Raw genomic sequence first — 18118 nt, 5'->3', positions numbered from 1 at the left:
AAGAAAAAACTATCGGGCTGGGCTGAAATGTTTTTTTGTCCTAAACTAATTTTAGGTAGGCCGAATAATAGAAATAACAGAAAGGCTGTAAGGACATATTTTCTCATTTTCTTCGAATAACTCTTTTCATGCGTATCGATAACTCATTTGGGCTAAAAGGTTTTATGATGTAATCATCAATACCTAAATCAAATGCTTTAAGAATAGTATCCTCATCATGCAATCCTGATAAAACGATAATGGGTACATCAGATTTGAGTTCAGTTCGAATATAATTGACCAGTTCTGTGCCCCCAATAAAGGGCATCATAATATCTGTAAGAATCAGTTCGTATTCATTTTTATTCAATAATTCCTTTGCTTCCCGACCATCGTGAGCAATATGAACATCATACTCCTCACGCGACAGTTTTAATTCTAACATTTTAAGGATAATTAAATCATCCTCGCATACAAGTATTTTCATTGCTTATTCTGTTAATAGGTGCTTACTTAATATTTCTTTTATCATTGGTCTGTAAAAAGTCCAGAAAAATTGTTTCCTCTGCTCAAGTTGATCGCTGTTGTAAAATGCAAAGCTAATACCTGAAATGCCTCGAAAAAAACTGGAATTGATATTTATGGGATTGTCGGTGAAATCCCCACAGAAATAGTAGAACTTATAGTCATCGATATGTTCAATTACAGCCGGAAATTCCAATGGTATTCCAGCATCCTTTAGCAATTTCTGTCCTTCGTCATTTGGATTAATTAAATAGGTCGATACAACTTGATTACTATGCCCGGAATAGGTAATGTCAATCCAATAAGGATACGAAATTTTAGCTGGTAATTGATATGTTTTTTGACCATATTCTGAAGTAAAGATAAAAGGTAGTTCGTCATTTAGATGTGTTTTTTTCTCAAGAATTTCAATTCGACTATTTTCATGAACAAAAACAATTCCCGATTTTTTAAAAGGCCAATTCCCATTATTTTGTTCTTTATATAAGCGGATAACCCATCGAGGCAATTCCTTATTTTTTGTGGTATCTAATAAGCTAAAATAACGGCATGTCCAGCCTGTCCAGTGAATGTCGAATAATTGCTCGGTTTTATGTCTGATTGTGGATGATGTAGGGGAGGCAATCATGTTAAACTCAGAAATAATTAATTTTTTCTGATTCTTCATTTTCTCCAATAAAAGATATTCATTTTCGGTCATCCCACCATAAATGAGTTTTGAATGTTCCGTTTCATTTTTGTCGTAATACCATTCATTCTCATACACTCCATAGAGGTCGGTATAATAAACTAAATCCAGAGCAGATGAAAGACTATCCAATTGAGATTCATCCAAGGAGTCCATGTCCTGTGTGTAGAACTGCTTGTTTTTTAATGGATAAAATCCATCATAATCAGTATTGGCTTGATAGGATGAAAGATCATCTTTTGTATATCTGTATTGGTTTAGCACCCAATTCAATGCTAGATGCTCATTGCGTTGGAAAGTAGATACTGTTTTGTCTAATATGTAAATATTGACTGGTTTTTCTTTTGAAAATTGCCACCATAAATAGCTGAATAAGGGAGTCAGTAGGATCAGAAAAATTAAGATTTTGATTATTTTAAAACGCATTTTGATGATTCCGTTTATTAAAGCCAGATTTATTTTCAAGAAAAATACAACTTAATGCTATCCTGACGATTTAAATGATATGGTGGGATTGTTGAAAACTCAATATTTTATTCAATCTAGTAATTGAAATTTATATTTTACTCATGTCTCAATGCATCGATGGGGTCCATGCGCGCAGCCTTCACTGCGGGATAATAACCTGCAGTAATGCCAACGACAATACTCATAATAACTGCAAAAATTACCCAACCCCATGGTATGACAAATTCGCTACCCATTTTGCTGGCAAATAGATTCCCTATAGCTATGCCAAATACAATTCCAAAAGCAGAGCCTATTTGACTGACTATCAGTGCTTCAGATAGAAATTGTCTTTTTACATTATCAACAGTTGCACCCAGTGCTTTCATAGTTCCAATTTCCCGAATTCGTTCTTTAACTGAAACGAGCATTATATTCATTAATGCTACTGCTGAGCTGATTAAAGTGATTAAACTAATAACTAATGTAACAATGGTTATTGCCCGAAGTTGCTTGGTAATGATATTGATTAGGTTGTCGCTTTTTTGCAAATCAAAATTATTCTCATCTTTTGGTTTTAATTGCCTAACCATACGGAAAATAGCGATTGCTTCATTAACAGCAACATCCAGTTTTTCATAACTGGAAACCTGAACGCCTAATGTATAAGATTCATTTTGTGAAGCGAAATTTTTTCTGGCTGCCTTCATTGGGACGATAAAAATATGGTCATAAGACATGCCGAAAGTTGCTCCCTTTTTTTCAAGTATCCCAATAACCTTATACTTTCCTGAACCCGATGTAACAACCTTTCCCATGGCATTTGCATTTCCAAATAATTCTCTTTTTAATCCACTTCCCAAAATAACAACATTGGCTCCGTATTGGGTTTCGATGTGATTGAAGTTTCTGCCTTCATCAATGTTTAGCGAAGAGCTTACAAAATAGTTCTCATCTGTTCCAATAACGCGTATTCGTGGATTTGTTTTATTTGATTTAAATTTCACAATTGCACTTTGTGAGGCTGTATAATTAGCAGAAACGATAGCTTTATTCGTATAACGTTCTTTAAAAATACGAATGTCGCGATGGCTTATTTTTGGATATTGAACAGGGCGGCCATTTTCGGAAGCAAAATAATTAATATCGCTGATTGAAAAACTATTTGAACCCAATTGAGAGAAATTACTTAATAGGGAGCTTTTTAATCCATCAATAGCTGTTAACATGCCAACAAGCGACATGATGCCAAAAACGATAACCAAAATGGTAAGAATACTTCTCAACAAATTACCCATTACATATCTGAATGCAAGCGATAGGTCTTCGAAATGAAGTAACTTATATATTAATGTATTCTTCATCAAAAATGAATTATTAAAGCATACCAATTTAGGTATTTTATGCGTTATTCAAATAGATATTATTTTTAAGTATCTTGTTTTCATTATTCAATTATAAGCCTATTAATAATTTGAATGGCTTATTTTTGCATTAAAAGTTTACCATGGATTTTATGCTCGAATTACTCAAAATTGTATTGCCAGCAGTAATTGTTTTTTTTACTGCCTTTTATTTGATCAAATTTTTTCTTAAAAATGAAACAGATAAGAAATATATTGAGAACAAAGCTTTGGTAAATAAAGAAACCATTTTATTACGTTTACAAGCATACGAAAGATTGGTGCTATTCTTAGAAAGAATGAGCCCTTCTGCAATGGTTATGCGCATGAATAAGAATAATTTGAGTGCAGCAGATTTTCATTTGCAACTATTATCAACTGTGAGGTCAGAGTTTGAGCACAATCTGGCCCAGCAATTATACATCTCGAATGAGAGTTGGCAAATGCTTGTTAATGCGAAAGAAGAAGTCATTAAACAACTAAATCTGGCAAAAGAAAAAATGTCGGATACCGAAACAGCTGTTGTTCTTACCAAGACAATTATTGCCAATAGCAATAGTGTAAGGTCCTTACTTGTAGCTACTATTGCTATGTTGAAGAAAGAGGCTGCTCAATTATTTTAAATTTCTGAATTAATAATGAATAGTAAAAAGATAGCAGGACGAAGTGTGAGATTATTTTTAATCTGGCTACTTATTGTTTCAATAAGTTCCTGTAAATCTCAATATACATTACAACAGATTGAAGCCAATTCTATTTCTGTTAACGAACATGTAGCAGAAGATAGTCGAATAAATGAGCTGATTCAGCCGTATAAAGATAGCCTGTCGCTAACAATGAACCAGGTTATAGGTCATTCAGCAATAGAAATGAGTAAAGATTTTCCTGAAGGACTTTTGGGGAATTTTGTTACGGATTTGATGTTTGAAATGACCACAAATCAGTTGCATAAACAAGTTGATTTTGCTTTTACAAACAATGGGGGCTTACGAACAATATTGCCAAAAGGAGACATTAGCCTAAGTAAGATTTATGAGTTGATGCCATTCGAGAATGAAATTATTGTTTTAGAAATGGATTATGAAACGCTGACCAAACTTTTTGATTACATTGCTTTAGGTGGAGAACTTGCTGTATCAGGCTTAATGCTCACTATCAAAAATGACACAATATTTGAAGCAACAATTGGAGGAAAAGAGATTGATAAGCAAAAAATATATAAAGTAGCTACTATCGATTATCTTGCAAATGGAGGTAGTGGGATGTCTTTTTTAGAAGATATAAGCTATCGAGATTTAGTTGGAGTTCGCCTTAGAGATATGATAATCGATTTTATTAAATTGGAACAAGTTGCCGGAAATGAACTTTCAGCAGAACTTCAAGGGAGGATAAGGATAGATGAATAGAAGAAATTTTCTAAAATATTCTGGGCTTGGTGGTATAGGTGCTGCTGCATTGAGTTCTTTGCCTCTTAATTTATTAGCCAAGCAAGATGTTCGGAAAATTACTATTCTACACACAAATGATGTGCATAGCCGAATTGAGCCATTTCCGATGGATGGAAGTAGGAATCAAGGTTTAGGTGGTTTTGCCCGCAGAGCATCTATGGTAAGGGAAATTAGAAATGAAAATGAGAACGTTCTTTTGTTTGATGCTGGCGATATTTTGCAAGGAACACCCTATTTTAATTTTTATCAGGGTGAGTTGGAGATTAAACTGATGTCAGAAATGGGTTATGATGCCGCTGCCATTGGAAATCATGATTTTGATGCAGGTATTGAACGTTTATCACAATTAGCTGAATTAGCAACTTTTCCATTTATTTCTTCTAATTACAATTTTTCATCTACCATTATGGACAAAAAGTCTATTAATAATAAGGTGTTTGATTTAAACGGAATTCGGGTTGGGGTTTATGGTTTAGGAATTGAGTTGGATGGCCTGGTTCCTGATTCACTCATTGGTGATACAGTCTATAAGAATCCGCTAGAGATTGCCATGCAAGAAGAGGAGATGTTGAAAACTCAAAAGAACTGCGATCTAATTATTTGTTTATCTCACTTGGGCTTTGAGTATGAATCACATAAAATAAGTGATATAGTAATTGGCAAAAATACAAGATATACAGATTTGATAATTGGAGGGCACACACATACTTTTTTATCTGAACCTAGAATGGTCAAAAACGCTGAAAGCAATGACTGCCGTGTATTTCAGGTAGGTTGGGCTGGAATTAACCTTGGAAGAGTCGATTTTTATTTCAATGCTAAAAAAAATAATATTTTTACGCTAGCATCCTCAGTTTCTATTTCTTAAAAATATTTAGAAAAATTTGTTCACATTAATTTCGTAATCGTTGAAAATTTTTGGAACTTTATATCCGTTTGGAAAGTTATCCACAATTACTATTTCGCAAAAAAATTATGAGTGATAAACACATTGAGTATTGGGAGAAGTGCCTTGACATTATTAAAGATAATGTTAATATGCAAAGCTATAAAACCTGGTTTAACCCAATCAAACCAGTAAGGCAAGAGGGCAAAGTTCTCACAATTCAAGTGCCTAGCCTTTTCTTCTATGAATGGTTGGAAGAGCATTATGTCAATTTAATAAGACGTACAATAAAGAAGGTTATTGGTCCTGGTGCTCGCTTAGAGTATAATATTATTGTGGAGAATAGCTCCGATAATGGTAAAGCAAGAACAATCAACATGCCTGGTTCACAATTAAATGCCGATGAAGGTATGGAGGTTACAATGCCTTTGAATATATCCAATAGCATTAAAAACCCCTTTATTATTCCTGGTCTGAAGAAAATTAAAGTGGATCCTCAATTGAACGGAAACTTTATTTTTGATAAATATATTGAGGGTGAATGTAATCGTTTGGCCAGATCAGCTGGATTAGCTGTAGCGTCAAAACCTGGCGGAACTGCGTTCAATCCACTATTCCTTTATGGAGGAGTGGGGCTTGGAAAAACACATCTTGCTCAAGCTATTGGTAATGAAATAAGGAATAGCTTTAAAAACAAAGTGGTTCTTTATGTTTCGGCTGAGCAATTTACTAATCAGTATGTCGAATCAGTTAGAAACAACATTGTCAATGATTTTCTTAATTTTTATCAATTAATAGATGTATTAATTGTAGATGATGTTCAGTTTCTTGCCAACAAGGAAAAAACGCAGGATATATTCTTTCATATTTTTAATCATTTGCACCAAAGCGAAAAGCAATTGATTCTTACTTCGGATACTTCTCCAAAAGATATGAAGGGATTGGAAGAACGTTTGCTGTCGAGATTTAAATGGGGATTATCTGCCGATTTACAAAAGCCTGATTTTGAAACAAGGGTTGCTATCCTGGAAAATAAAATGCATGCTGATGGTATTGAATTACCACGTGATGTTGTTGAGTATGTAGCTTATCATGTAAATACCAGTGTCAGGGAATTAGAAGGAGCCTTAATAAGCATGCTGGCACAAGCATCATTTAATAAAAAGGAAATAAATATCAATCTGGCTAAGGAAGTTTTAAAGAATTTTATCAAAAAATCTTCGAAAGAGTTAACGATTGAGCATATTCAACGACTGGTTGGTGATCACTTAAGTATTACTGTCGAAGATATTAAATCTAAAACAAGAAAAAGAGAAATTGTTCAAGCTCGTCAGATATCTATGTTCTTTTCTAAAAAACTAACCAATTCATCACTTTGTGTGATAGGGAAGCATTTTGGAAATCGAGATCACTCCACTGTTATTCATGCATGTCAAACAGTAAATGATTTAAAGGATACAGATATTGAATACAATAACAAATTGACTGAAATACAAAAGATTATTAATATTAATTTAGGATAATAAAACCAAAATTGAGTGCATAAAAAAAGGGATCAACCTCATTTGGCTGATCCCTTTTCTGATTAATATCAACATCTATTTTATAAAAATATAATCTGTTCCTCCTGAAGCATGGCAAGCAGCACAATTGGCTAGTTTCCCACGCATAGTTGAGGTTGTATCAGGTAACAATCCATTTGGATTCATTGTATAATCAACCGAAGCATCAAAAGGCATCATTACATATTCCCAATCTCCTCCATCAGCAAAATAACCAGATTCACGCTTGATCATCGCAAAAGTAACTTGTAAGTCGCTTTTCATCCCAGCATTATCCATCAGGTAAGTATGCTTTGTAATAATGGTTCCTTTTTCAACATCATCAGCGTTTTTCTTCAAATTTGTAAAAATATCTCTAAAAGTTGAATCGGCAGGCATGCTGGATCCATTATGAGAGATTGTTGCATCTCCATAGGGCTTGCCTGTTACATTCAAATCAAAATCATTTGTTGCCATATTCAAATCATCCTGAACAGCTACAAATGGTGCATTTGGGTCATCTTTTTCACATGAAACAAAATAAAAAGACATCACTAATCCTGCAAATACAATAACGTATGAGCTTAATTTTTTCATTTTTATTGGTTTAAAAGGTTATAAATAAAATGGTAACAGGACTGGGTAATTCCTATTCAAAAGTAAATAGGAATATGTTACAAACCAAATTAATTATAATAAATCTAAATAAGGATAAGGCGAGGCTCAAATCATTCTTCCAAATTGAGGGCAGATGCTTTGATGAAATATCCTCCATTTGTTACTATTCGAGCATTCTTTGGAATCTTGCTATTTACTGTTACTGCGATAAAACCATCTTCTTTAAAACCAATATTGACCTCTGCACGTTTAAAAGTAATATCATTAGTATGGCTGCTTGACTCTGTATAGTATATAAAATGCTTGCTGTTTATTTGAATAACTCCACTTTCGGGTAAAGCATCAAATAGTTTTTCATCAGTATGAATGGAAGCTGCTACAAACATTCCAGGAATAAATTGTTTGTCGGGATTATCAAAGGCAGCTAAAACTTTAACCACATTTGCATTTGGTTCGACTGACCCTCCAATAGCAATTACATTAGCCTCTAATTCATTATGTTTAACATTGGCCAGTGTAAAAGTAATTCGCTGACCTTTTTTAATCTTCAGTATATCTTTTTCAAAAACACTAATCTCAATGAGTAAACTACTGATATCCATAATTTCAAACAAGGGCATATTGGTTTCGGCAAATGCACCATTAGTAATAAAAATTTCATTGATATACCCGTTTATTGGGCTTTTCAAAGCAAACTCTTTTGCTATTATGCCACTATTAAGATTGCTTATTGAAATATGCAGAAGTTCAAGTTTTGCTTTGCTTCCAAAATAATTTGCCTGAGCCGACAAGTATTCTTTTTCTGTTTCTTCAAAATCTTTTGCTGAGTTAATATTGTCGGTTTTTAACACTTTTTGTCTTTGGTATTCTTTTTCTTTCTGTTCAAATGCACTTTTTGTATTTAAATAATTTTGCTGTAGTTCAATTATGTCAGGATGGGATAGCTTAGCCAAATCCTGGCCTTTTGAGACATAGGATCCTTTGACAACAAATATGGTTTTTACCTGAGCACCAATCATTGAGCTAACAAATGCATGTTTCTCTGGACTAACAGTTAACTTCCCTTTTGCTTTAATGTCGTATGACAATAACTTCTTTTCGATCTGACCAAACTCAATACCTGCTTCTTTTAATTGCTCTTTTGTAAAAACAATTTCATTGGAATTTGAGTCAAATGCTTCTAAATTTTCAGGTTCATTATTCTTGTTACATGAAGCAAAAAATACTAGAGAAAATGCTGGGATTAGTAAGATGTAAAATTTATTCATAATCTATAAATTGTCGATTAAATAATTGAATTCAATAGTAGCTTGATTATATTTATTAAGTGCAATCAGGTATCTGTTTTGTATACTGTATGAATTCGAAATTGCTTGTAAATATTCTAAGTAATTAATGTTTCCTGCATCAAAACTTTTACCAGCATGCTCTAATATTGTTTGAGCCTGATGCAATGCCTGACTTTCATAATAGCCTAATTCCAAAACTAATTGGTCTAATTTAGTTTCCATAGAATTTAACTGTAACTTGTATGCTAATTCCTTTTCAGAAAGAGTGTTAGAAGTAATTTCATATTTTAGTTTAGCGACAGTTAATGCTGATTTTTGACTCCAAAAGAATAATGGAATTCCTACTCCAAATTGCCATCCTGTGAAAGCTGTTGTGAGATCAATACTTTGGTTGAAATAACCAACAGAAAAAGCAGGACTGATTTTGGATCTCATGGCCTTAGTTTTTCTATCTTCAACAAGCAGTTCCTGCTTTGCAAGAGAAATCATTAGAGGAGATGCATTTCTGATAGACCTTTCATAGGGTAACTTAAATACTTTGCCTTCTAAAGGTGCAATTGGATTCTGAATTTGAAGTAGCTGTTTTAGTTCGTTTTCTACCTCAACCAATAGAGCTCTTTTTCTTTGTTGATTCAATTCGAGTTCTCCAAGTTTGCTTTCAGCCATCAATTTGGCTAAATAGTTGATTTCTCCACTGTTATATTTTGCATTTATTGATTTTTTGTACTTCTGATAATAGACTAACTCATCATTCGCTAAATTGAGCTCACTATATGCAAAGTGCCATTTTACATATGTAGTAAGCACTTCTGCTTTAAATTGCATTTCGAAAAGATTATTCTTTAGTAAAGCTAATTGTGATGTTTCAGTTGCCAGTTTCAATTCCCTGTAATATACTGTAGGAAACTCAAATTCTTGGTTTACAGCTATGAAACGATCATTTACTATTGAGTTTAGTTGACCATAATCAAGGTTTACTTGAGTTTTTGGTAAATCAAAAGCTAAAGCTTTTTTCTCCCTTTCAATTTGAACCAATAGTTTGCTGTTTTTGAGTTTCAGATTATTCTCAAAAGCAATCTCAATTGTTTTATCTTCATTTAAAAGTATTGTATCAGAAGTATTTTGAGCTAGGAGTTGATAACTAAAAAGAATGCTACTCAAAACCAGTATGTGGTTAATTTTTATCATATCTCTTTTTGAACTTTATCGCGATTAAACATTAAATAAATGAGAGGTAGGATAACCAATGTGAGGAATGTTGCAGTTATTAAACCTCCAATAACTACTGTTGCCAAAGGTTTTTGTACTTCAGCACCTGGAGCTGTTGATAAAGCCATTGGTATGAAACCAAGTGCAGCAACTGTAGCCGTCATTATCACTGGTCTTAACCGTAGTTTAGTTCCTTTTACAACACGCTGAAAAATATCAGATTCTCCTTCTTTTTCTAATTGGTTGTAATAGGTAATAAGTACGATTCCATTTAGAACTGCAACACCAAAAAGAGCAATAAAACCTACTCCTGCAGAAATACTAAAAGGCATTCCCCTGATTAGCAATCCCCAAATTCCACCCACAGCAGATAAGGGAATGGCAGTGAAAATCATTGCTGCTTGACGAAGCGAACTAAATGCAAAATACAATAAAATAAAAATAGCAGCTAATGCAATGGGAACTGCTATAATTGAACTTCTTCTAGCAGATTGTAAGTTCTCAAATTGTCCACCATAGGTTGTGTAATATCCTGCTGCTAGTTTTAAATTCTGTTTAAGTTCTACATCAACTTCATCTATAAAACTTTGAATATCTCTGTCTCGAACATTGATTCCAACTGTTATTCTTCGTCTGGTATTATCTCTTGAAATTTGCATAGGGCCATTTTCAATACTGATATCAGCAACTTGTTCTAGAAGAATAAGTTCACCTTTTGGGGGATTAATTCGGAGTCTTTCCAGGCTTTGTATATCCTGTCTGAAATTCTTATCCAATCTTACTACCAAATCAAAGCGCTGCTCACCTTCGAAAACCATGCCCGCAGATTCACCAGCAAAAGCAGCTCTGATAATTTTATTTATTTCATTTATATTAAGGCCATATCTTGCCAATTGTTCTCTATTGTATTTCACTCTAAGTTGAGGTAGACCAATTATTTGTTCGACTTTAACATCGCCTGCTCCTTTAATGTTTTGAATAATACTTGCCGTTTCATTTGCATATCTGTAGAGTTCATCCAAGTCATCTCCATATATTTTAACTGCAACATCTGCTTTTATTCCTGTCATCAGTTCATTAAAGCGTAATTGAATAGGTTGTTGAAATTCAAATGATAATCCAGGCAATACACTTAGCTTATCTTTCATTTTATCTACCAGCTCTTCTCGTGTTTTAGCGTTTACCCATTCTTTTTTATCCTTTAATATTATCATGATATCTGCATCTTCAATAGACATTGGATCAGTTGGGATTTCTGCAGTACCTATTTTTGAAACAACTGTTTTGACCTCTGGAAAATTATCCAGTAGAATTTTTTCAGCTTTTGTGGAGGAAGCAATACTTTGGGATAAAGAAGAACCCGGAATTAAGGTCATTTGTGCTGCCAAATCTCCCTCTTCTAAAGTTGGTATAAACTCTCCACCCATTCTGGAAAACATAAAGAAAGTAATAACAATGATGATGCTGGCAAGGCCAAGCATTAAGCCTTTCCTTTTCAAACCAAAAAGCAAAACCGGCTCATGTTTTCTCTGTAAAAATCCAACAATTTTATCTGCAAGAGTGGCTTTTGTTTTGAGTTTCTTGTTTAGAAAAAGCGAAGACATCATTGGAACATAGGTGAATGATAAAAGCAATGCCCCTAATAAAGCAAAACTTACAGTTTGAGCCATTGGTCTAAACATTTTACCCTCAATTCCAGAGAATGCCAGGATTGGAATATAAACGATCAGTATAATAATGACGCCAAATACAGCAGAGTTTCCAATCTTATTTCCAGCTTGCTGTATGGACATATCCAAATCGGTTTGACTTAAATACTTGCTTTTGTGTTGCAGATATATCTGGTGAATAATTCCTTCTACAATAATTACTGAGCCATCCACTATAAGTCCAAAGTCGATTGCTCCTAAACTCATTAAGTTAGCTGATACTCCGAAAATCCGCATCATCGAAAAGGCAAATAGCATGGACAATGGAATTACAGATGCTACAATTAATCCAGCTCTTAGATTTCCCAACAAAAGAATCAGTATAAAGATAACAATCAAACCACCCTCTGCCAGGTTTTTAGAAACAGTATGGATGGTTTTCTTAATTAATATGGAACGATCTAGGTAAGGCTTAATCTCTAATCCTACAGGAAGAGTGCTTTGGATTCTATCAATTCTTTCCTTAACATCTTTTATTGCTTTGGAAGTGCTCGCACCTTTAAGCATAAGGGTTATTCCGCCAACGGCTTCGCCTTTGCCATCTTTGGTCATGGCACCAAATCGGGGAGGTGCTGAAATCTGGACTTTGGCAACATCCTGAATGAGTATTGGCAATCCATTGATATTTTTAACAACAATATTTTCAATGTCTGAAATATCTTCAATAACACCTTCTGCTCGAATATAGTAAGCTTCCGATCCCTTCTCTATGTAACTTCCGCCTGAATTTTGGTTATTTTTCTCCAGAGCCTCAAATATTTCATGAATGGTAATATCCATCCCAACAAGTGTCTGTGGATTAAGAGAAACTTCATATTGCTTAACAAGACCACCAAAGCTGCTAATATCTACAATTCCAGGTATCCCTGCCAACTGCCTTTTTACAATCCAGTCTTGTATAGTTCTTATTTCCATGGCATCGTAAACATCTTCGTAACCTTTTTTCGTTTCGATAACGTATTGATATATTTCTCCCAAACCAGTTGTTACTGGCATCATTTCCGGAGTCCCATATCCTTCAGGTATTTGAGATTCAGCGATTTTTAGTTGTTCACTCACCAATTGTCTGGCTAAATACGGATCAACATTGTCTTTAAATACGATGGTTACTACAGAGAGGCCAAATTTTGATATGGACCGTATTTCAGTAACATCTTGTAGGTTAGCCATTGAGGTTTCAACTGGAAAAGTAATAAACTGCTCAATTTCCTGAGGGGCTAGACTTGGTGAAGTTGTTATTACCTGAACCTGATTGTTCGTAATATCAGGAACAGCATCTATTGGCAAATTTGTAAAATTATAAACACCCCAGCTGATAAGAACTAAAGTAAGTATCCCAATGATCAATCTATTTTGCAGAGAAAAGCTAATAACTTTACCTATCATATCAAATAATTTTTGATTTGCTGTGTGATTAGAATGTTTCTAGTTTTACAAAAAATAGGCAATTATTTGATGTCAGAAAAGCTTGTCATAATGTCTTATAACAATATTAAAAATGTCTTGTTTATGTAATAATTGTCTCCTTATCTTTGTTTCGTAATTTTGCGAAATACGAAATGATATAATGGACTATTCAGATGAACATATTAAGCTTGCCCGATTTGCCAAAGCATTGGGACATCCTGCAAGAGTGAAAATCATGGAGATATTAGCCAATCAATCTTGTTGTTATAGTGGAGATATATTCGAAGAGTTACCAATTGCCCGTTCAACTCTTTCACAGCATTTAAAAGAATTAAAAGACTCAGGCTTGATACAAGGTGAAATTAGTCCGCCTAAAATCAAATATTGTGTTAATGCTGATAATTGGGTGCAGGCCAAGAAACTGATCGATAATTTATTTATAGATAGAAATATAAGTTGCTAAAAACAGACTTAAATAATTAATTAAATGGAACTAATAAGAACAAATATTAAGATTTTAGGGACTGGATGTCCGAAATGTCATACGCTCGAGAAAGAAACTATTAATGCCATTGCCGAACTAAATGTAAAAGCAGAGGTTTTGTTAGTTGATGATATTATTAAAATAATGAACTATGGCGTGATGAAAACCCCCGGCTTGGTTATCAACGAAAAGTTAGTTTTAAGCGGGCGAATTCCGAATAAGGAGGAACTAAAGAAAATAATTCAAGATAATATATAAGCTTACCGATATGAAAAACACACTTATAATATGTTTTGCTGTTTTGCTTTTTTCTTGTTCACCAGCTGATAAAAACAAAACATCTCATGAGGCTGATAATTATGTGCAAAGTGAAGGAACGGTAAACGAGGCTGATATAGCCGAGGTTTATTACTTTCATGGAACGCGCAGATGTGCTACATGTAAAGCAGTAGCTCGAGTGGCAAAAGGTTATACAAGAATCAACTATGAAGAAGAAATCAAAAAAGGATTAGTCAAAGTGATGGAAATTGATTTTGATAAATCGGGTAATGAGGCCTTGGTTGAGGAATTTCAAGTGACAAGATCAGGTTTATTCGTGCGAACTGTAATTAATAATCACGAAACTATTTACAACCTAACCGAAATGGCATTTATGAATGCTGAACTTCATCCTGATAAAATACGAGAGGCAATAAAAATGGAAATTGAAAAAGTTTTATAATCTATAAACAAAAACAAAATGCAACTATTACTCATCAGTATTATTACAATTTTATTGAGTATCCCCTCCCAAAGTTTGGATACAGCTATTATGCAAAAAGGAGATAATCCTCAATTAAAAGTATATTATTTTCATGGTGAAAGAAGATGCTTTACATGCAATTCAATTGAAAAGCATACCAAGACCACCTTGGATACTTATTTTGCTAAAGAAATTGAAAAAGGACTGATTACCTATGAGGTAATCAATATTGATAAAGCCGAGAACAAAGCAATTGCTAGAAAATTCAATGTAATTTCCTCATCTCTTTTTATTGAGAAAAAAATAGCTGTGGGTTATGAGAAATTAAATCTGACCAATTTTGCTTTTTCTAATGGAAAAAATGAAACCAAGTATATAGCAGAATTCAAGAAAAAACTTGATGAATTATTAAAATAGTCTGAAATGGAATTTCTTCAAGAATGGTTTTCCAGTGCAAATTTGCCTTTATTATCGGCCTTTTTGTTGGGAATTATGACGGCCATCAGTCCATGTCCGTTAGCAACAAATATTACTGCTATTGCATTTATCAGCAAGGATCTGGAAAATAAAAACAGAGTATTTATCAGTGGTCTGATCTATACTTTAGGTCGGGCCATAGCCTATACATCCTTAGGCTTGTTATTCTTTTTTGGTGCTTCACAGTTTGAGTTGGGAGGCTTTTTCCAATCAAATGGAGAGAAATTTCTAGGGCCACTATTAATTATTATAGGCATCCTGATGTTAGATATCATCCGAATCAATTTTCCGGGCTTTAGCAAACTCACAAAAAAATATGAAGAGAAAGGAACAAACTCATACTGGAGTGTTTTGTTTATTGGGATCTTATTTGCGTTGGCTTTTTGTCCCTACAGTGGTGTTTTGTTTTTCGGAATGCTTATTCCTATTACAATAACTTCTGCAAAAGGCTTGTATTTGCCCATCGTTTTTGCTATTGCAACTGGGCTACCTGTTATCATTATATCTTATTTATTAGCTTATACAATATCAGGTATTGGTAATTTTTACAACAAAGTGAAGCTATTTGAAAAATGGTTCAGACGAGTGGTTGCCGTATTATTTATAGGTGTAGGTATATATTATATGGTCCTTTTCTTTTTTATTTAAATCAGAGGTAATGGAATGGAAAAAAGAAATTAAAATACTTACATGGATTATCATTGTTTTTTTGTTCGTGTTTTTTCTTCCTCTTGAAAATTTGCGTTTTCAGGAAGCGTTTGCAGCTACACTCGATTTAGCAAAATGGTATGCGCGCGAGCATGTAATTTTATGCCTATTGCCTGCCTTTTTTATTGCAGGTGTAATTTCTGTTTTTGTTAGCCAGGCTTCGGTATTAAAATACTTTGGTGCAAATGCTAAGAAGTGGGTTGCCTATTCAATAGCTAGTGTTTCGGGAACTATTTTGGCCGTATGCAGTTGTACTATACTGCCTTTATTTTCCAGTATTCATAAACGCGGTGCCGGTTTAGGTCCTGCAATCGCATTCCTGTATTCAGGTCCAGCCATTAATATATTGGCAATTATTTTAACAGCCAGAATTTTAGGCGTTGAAATGGGAATAGCCCGAATTATTGGAGCTGTAGTTTTTGCAGTTGTTATTGGTATTGTTATGTCTCTAATTTACAAGAAAGAAGAGAAGGTGAAAGCAGATGAACAGATGCATATCAAACCTTTGCCTGAAAAACGCCCTATGTGGCAAACATCATTTCATTTCTTTGTTTTAGTCATTATTCTCGTATTTGCAAATTGGGGCAAACCTGCTGATGGAATCACAAGTGGTGGCTGGTTTTGGTTATGGACAAACAAGTGGCTAATTACTTCGGTTTTTGCATTATTGTTTTCCTTATCACTAGTTTTTATTCTGAAAATAAAATGGCATTGGGTTTTGCTGGCTGGTATAGCTACTGCAATTTCTGCTTTTGTTTCATCAAGTCCTTTAATAGCTATTGTAGTAGCTATTGCAGGATTGAGCATGATTACACTTTTTGACAAACAAGATGATGAAAATAAAGAATGGACTTTATCAACTTGGGATTTTGCCAAGCAGATTATACCGATGCTTGCCATAGGAGTTGTAATTGCTGGATTTCTATTAGGATCAACACATGATGAAACAGCCATGGCCGGAGTTATTCCGGCAGAATGGATTGCCAAGCTAGTAGGAGGAAATTCTGTATTTTCAAATTTCTTTGCATCCATTGTTGGAGCTTTTATGTATTTCGCTACACTAACAGAAGTTCCAATACTTCAAGGTTTAATTGCTGCTGGTATGGGTAAAGGTCCTGCTCTTGCATTATTGCTTGCTGGCCCTTCTTTATCCTTGCCAAATATGCTGGTGATTAGAGGTGTAATGGGAACACAAAAAACAGTTGTGTATGTTATTTTAGTTGTGATTATGGCAACAATATCTGGATTAATTTTTGGTGCAATATAAAATATAGGTTGACCTACGAACTCAATGAGTCCATCGTTTAAAAAAGGAATAAATATCTTCTTTGTGATTTTTTCAATTGCACTGATAGTCTTCTTGTTTTCTCAAAAGAAAAAATTAATTGAAACAATAACTCGAATTTCCGTAGAGCAATCATCATCAAAAGATTCTATTCAAAAGAATTTAATAACAGAGAAGTATAATTATTCAAATAACTCAAAAGATTTTGACCTTAGTTTCCTTGAATTTGGAGCAAAAGGGTGTATTTCCTGTTACAAAATGGAAAAAGTAATGGAGGAGGTTCAAGATAAATATCCGACAAGCGTTTATGTTGAATTTATTGATATGCGCACGGATAGTGGTAAAATGATGGGGAAATATTTTAATGTGTATGCCATTCCTAGTCAGATTTTGTTGGATAAAAATGGGAAAGAATACTTTAGACATACAGGTTTTTTGGCTTATGAAGATTTGCAATCAAAACTTTTCTTACATGCTGGTAATTCTCAATAATGAACAGAAAAATTATGCTAACTGAATACTGAAGGAATAAAATAATTCGATAATTATGAAAGATTTAAATCGCGATTTGCAAGTTTATTGTTCCGAACGAATCAATGAATTTGAGCTTATTTCAGATGTCAGGAAAAAATTGTTGAAAGAGATAGCGCAATACATAAGTTATTGTTTTCAAAATAGTGTAGATATGAAACTGTGTTTCATTTGCACCCATAATTCACGCAGAAGCCTATTCGGACAACTTTGGTCACAAGTAGCTGCCAAATGGATTCAGCTGGATGATTTTCGTGCTTATTCAGGGGGAACAGAGGCAACGGCAGCGAATGAAAGAGCTATTGCATCTCTACGTAGATCTGGGTTTATAATTAATAATCAGAGTACAGTTAATAAATTGAACCCACGTTATGTAGTGAAACTCGCTGAGCATGCTGATGAAATGATCGTTTTTTCGAAAGTTTACACGCATCCTGATAATCCTGAAGATGACTTTGCAGCCATTATGGTTTGCTCAGATGCAGAGCAGAGTTGTCCATTTATTCCAGGTGCTGAGAAAAGGTTTTATTTGCCCTATGATGATCCTAAAGAATTTGATGGTACTGCTTTTGAGATTGAAAAATATGATGAAAGAAGCAAACAAATTGCAAGAGAAATGCTATATTTATTTATGAATGTAAATATGTCATTATGATTAGATCAGGCAAAATAGCTAAAGTAGTTTTGAGCTCATTCATATTGTCAAATTCCTTTACTCCCAACATGCTTCCACCCAAAGTTT

17 protein-coding genes and 1 pseudogene are annotated in these 18118 nt (G+C 33.9%); 12 read left to right on the top strand and 6 right to left on the bottom strand.

The genetic code is table 11. From position 1 onward, the window contains the following. Positions 1-103 precede the first annotated feature (103 nt). From HOG71_10590 to HOG71_10580, 3 genes are all read right to left on the bottom strand, one after another. Positions 104-466 (bottom strand): response regulator transcription factor, encoded by a 363-nt coding sequence (locus tag HOG71_10590; protein MBT5991285.1) that lies wholly within the window; start codon positions 464-466, stop codon positions 104-106. A gap of 3 nt (positions 467-469) precedes the next feature. Then, on the bottom strand, positions 470-1618 hold the full coding sequence (locus tag HOG71_10585; protein MBT5991284.1) for a hypothetical protein: 1149 nt from the start codon (positions 1616-1618) through the stop codon (positions 470-472). 137 nt (positions 1619-1755) lie between these two features. Beyond that, entirely contained in the window at positions 1756-3003 is a 1248-nt protein-coding gene (locus tag HOG71_10580; protein ID MBT5991283.1) for an FtsX-like permease family protein, read from the bottom strand. A 143-nt stretch (positions 3004-3146) separates the two neighbouring features. Here HOG71_10580 and HOG71_10575 point away from each other — a divergent pair, with 143 nt between their 5' ends. From HOG71_10575 to dnaA, 4 genes are all read left to right on the top strand, one after another. Then, a complete protein-coding gene (locus HOG71_10575) occupies positions 3147-3665 on the top strand; it encodes a hypothetical protein (GenBank protein ID MBT5991282.1) in 519 nt (172 codons plus the stop codon). Positions 3666-3680: 15 nt separating this feature from the next. After that, entirely contained in the window at positions 3681-4448 is a 768-nt protein-coding gene (locus HOG71_10570) for a 5'-nucleotidase C-terminal domain-containing protein (GenBank protein MBT5991281.1), read from the top strand. Beyond that, on the top strand, positions 4441-5358 hold the full coding sequence (locus HOG71_10565) for a twin-arginine translocation signal domain-containing protein (GenBank protein MBT5991280.1): 918 nt from the start codon (positions 4441-4443) through the stop codon (positions 5356-5358). Before HOG71_10570 ends, HOG71_10565 begins: the two co-directional genes overlap by 8 nt. Positions 5359-5465: 107 nt before the next feature. After that, positions 5466-6899 (top strand): chromosomal replication initiator protein DnaA, encoded by a 1434-nt coding sequence (gene dnaA, locus HOG71_10560; GenBank protein MBT5991279.1) that lies wholly within the window; start codon positions 5466-5468, stop codon positions 6897-6899. Between the two features lie 75 nt (positions 6900-6974). Here dnaA and HOG71_10555 read toward each other — a convergent pair whose 3' ends face one another. The 3 genes and pseudogenes from HOG71_10555 to HOG71_10545 all read right to left on the bottom strand — a co-directional run bounded on the left by HOG71_10555 (position 6975) and on the right by HOG71_10545 (position 13128). Next, positions 6975-7514, bottom strand: a complete 540-nt coding sequence (locus tag HOG71_10555) for a hypothetical protein (GenBank protein ID MBT5991278.1) — start codon at positions 7512-7514, stop codon at positions 6975-6977. Positions 7515-7645: 131 nt separating this feature from the next. Beyond that, complete coding sequence (locus HOG71_10550) at positions 7646-8803, bottom strand: efflux RND transporter periplasmic adaptor subunit (GenBank protein ID MBT5991277.1); 1158 nt, start codon at positions 8801-8803, stop codon at positions 7646-7648. 3 nt (positions 8804-8806) lie between these two features. Continuing rightward, positions 8807-13128: pseudogene (locus tag HOG71_10545) on the bottom strand (CusA/CzcA family heavy metal efflux RND transporter). 181 nt (positions 13129-13309) lie between these two features. Here HOG71_10545 and HOG71_10540 point away from each other — a divergent pair. From HOG71_10540 to HOG71_10505, 8 genes are all read left to right on the top strand, one after another. Next, entirely contained in the window at positions 13310-13612 is a 303-nt protein-coding gene (locus tag HOG71_10540) for a winged helix-turn-helix transcriptional regulator (GenBank protein MBT5991276.1), read from the top strand. Between the two features lie 24 nt (positions 13613-13636). Continuing rightward, on the top strand, positions 13637-13891 hold the full coding sequence (locus HOG71_10535; protein MBT5991275.1) for a thioredoxin family protein: 255 nt from the start codon (positions 13637-13639) through the stop codon (positions 13889-13891). Positions 13892-13901: 10 nt separating this feature from the next. Beyond that, a complete protein-coding gene (locus HOG71_10530) occupies positions 13902-14354 on the top strand; it encodes a hypothetical protein (protein MBT5991274.1) in 453 nt (150 codons plus the stop codon). 18 nt (positions 14355-14372) lie between these two features. After that, on the top strand, positions 14373-14792 hold the full coding sequence (locus HOG71_10525) for a thioredoxin (GenBank protein MBT5991273.1): 420 nt from the start codon (positions 14373-14375) through the stop codon (positions 14790-14792). A gap of 6 nt (positions 14793-14798) precedes the next feature. Then, complete coding sequence (locus HOG71_10520; protein MBT5991272.1) at positions 14799-15500, top strand: sulfite exporter TauE/SafE family protein; 702 nt, start codon at positions 14799-14801, stop codon at positions 15498-15500. Positions 15501-15510: 10 nt separating this feature from the next. Next, positions 15511-16827: a hypothetical protein gene (locus tag HOG71_10515; protein MBT5991271.1), complete on the top strand. Its 1317-nt coding sequence runs from the start codon at positions 15511-15513 to the stop codon at positions 16825-16827. Positions 16828-16890: 63 nt separating this feature from the next. Next, a complete protein-coding gene (locus HOG71_10510; protein MBT5991270.1) occupies positions 16891-17337 on the top strand; it encodes a thioredoxin family protein in 447 nt (148 codons plus the stop codon). Between the two features lie 55 nt (positions 17338-17392). Then, positions 17393-18031: a protein-tyrosine-phosphatase gene (locus HOG71_10505; protein ID MBT5991269.1), complete on the top strand. Its 639-nt coding sequence runs from the start codon at positions 17393-17395 to the stop codon at positions 18029-18031. Positions 18032-18118: the final 87 nt, after the last annotated feature.

The sequence above is a fragment of the Bacteroidota bacterium genome, assembly GCA_018698135.1.
Classification (GTDB): domain Bacteria; phylum Bacteroidota; class Bacteroidia; order CAILMK01; family JAAYUY01; genus JABINZ01.
This window is presented reverse-complemented; position numbering and strand designations above follow the sequence as displayed.

What these genes read in the sequence shown, in the direction of transcription:
- HOG71_10590 (MBT5991285.1), bottom strand. Translation starts at nt 466, where the DNA reads ATGAAAATACTTGTATGCGAGGATGATTTAATTATCCTTAAAATGTTA.
- HOG71_10585 (MBT5991284.1), bottom strand. Translation starts at nt 1,618, where the DNA reads ATGCGTTTTAAAATAATCAAAATCTTAATTTTTCTGATCCTACTGACT.
- HOG71_10580 (MBT5991283.1), bottom strand. Translation starts at nt 3,003, where the DNA reads ATGAAGAATACATTAATATATAAGTTACTTCATTTCGAAGACCTATCG.
- HOG71_10575 (MBT5991282.1), top strand. Translation starts at nt 3,147, where the DNA reads ATGGATTTTATGCTCGAATTACTCAAAATTGTATTGCCAGCAGTAATT.
- HOG71_10570 (MBT5991281.1), top strand. Translation starts at nt 3,681, where the DNA reads ATGAATAGTAAAAAGATAGCAGGACGAAGTGTGAGATTATTTTTAATC.
- HOG71_10565 (MBT5991280.1), top strand. Translation starts at nt 4,441, where the DNA reads ATGAATAGAAGAAATTTTCTAAAATATTCTGGGCTTGGTGGTATAGGT.
- dnaA (MBT5991279.1), top strand. Translation starts at nt 5,466, where the DNA reads ATGAGTGATAAACACATTGAGTATTGGGAGAAGTGCCTTGACATTATT.
- HOG71_10555 (MBT5991278.1), bottom strand. Translation starts at nt 7,514, where the DNA reads ATGAAAAAATTAAGCTCATACGTTATTGTATTTGCAGGATTAGTGATG.
- HOG71_10550 (MBT5991277.1), bottom strand. Translation starts at nt 8,803, where the DNA reads ATGAATAAATTTTACATCTTACTAATCCCAGCATTTTCTCTAGTATTT.
- HOG71_10540 (MBT5991276.1), top strand. Translation starts at nt 13,310, where the DNA reads ATGGACTATTCAGATGAACATATTAAGCTTGCCCGATTTGCCAAAGCA.
- HOG71_10535 (MBT5991275.1), top strand. Translation starts at nt 13,637, where the DNA reads ATGGAACTAATAAGAACAAATATTAAGATTTTAGGGACTGGATGTCCG.
- HOG71_10530 (MBT5991274.1), top strand. Translation starts at nt 13,902, where the DNA reads ATGAAAAACACACTTATAATATGTTTTGCTGTTTTGCTTTTTTCTTGT.
- HOG71_10525 (MBT5991273.1), top strand. Translation starts at nt 14,373, where the DNA reads ATGCAACTATTACTCATCAGTATTATTACAATTTTATTGAGTATCCCC.
- HOG71_10520 (MBT5991272.1), top strand. Translation starts at nt 14,799, where the DNA reads ATGGAATTTCTTCAAGAATGGTTTTCCAGTGCAAATTTGCCTTTATTA.
- HOG71_10515 (MBT5991271.1), top strand. Translation starts at nt 15,511, where the DNA reads ATGGAATGGAAAAAAGAAATTAAAATACTTACATGGATTATCATTGTT.
- HOG71_10505 (MBT5991269.1), top strand. Translation starts at nt 17,393, where the DNA reads ATGAAAGATTTAAATCGCGATTTGCAAGTTTATTGTTCCGAACGAATC.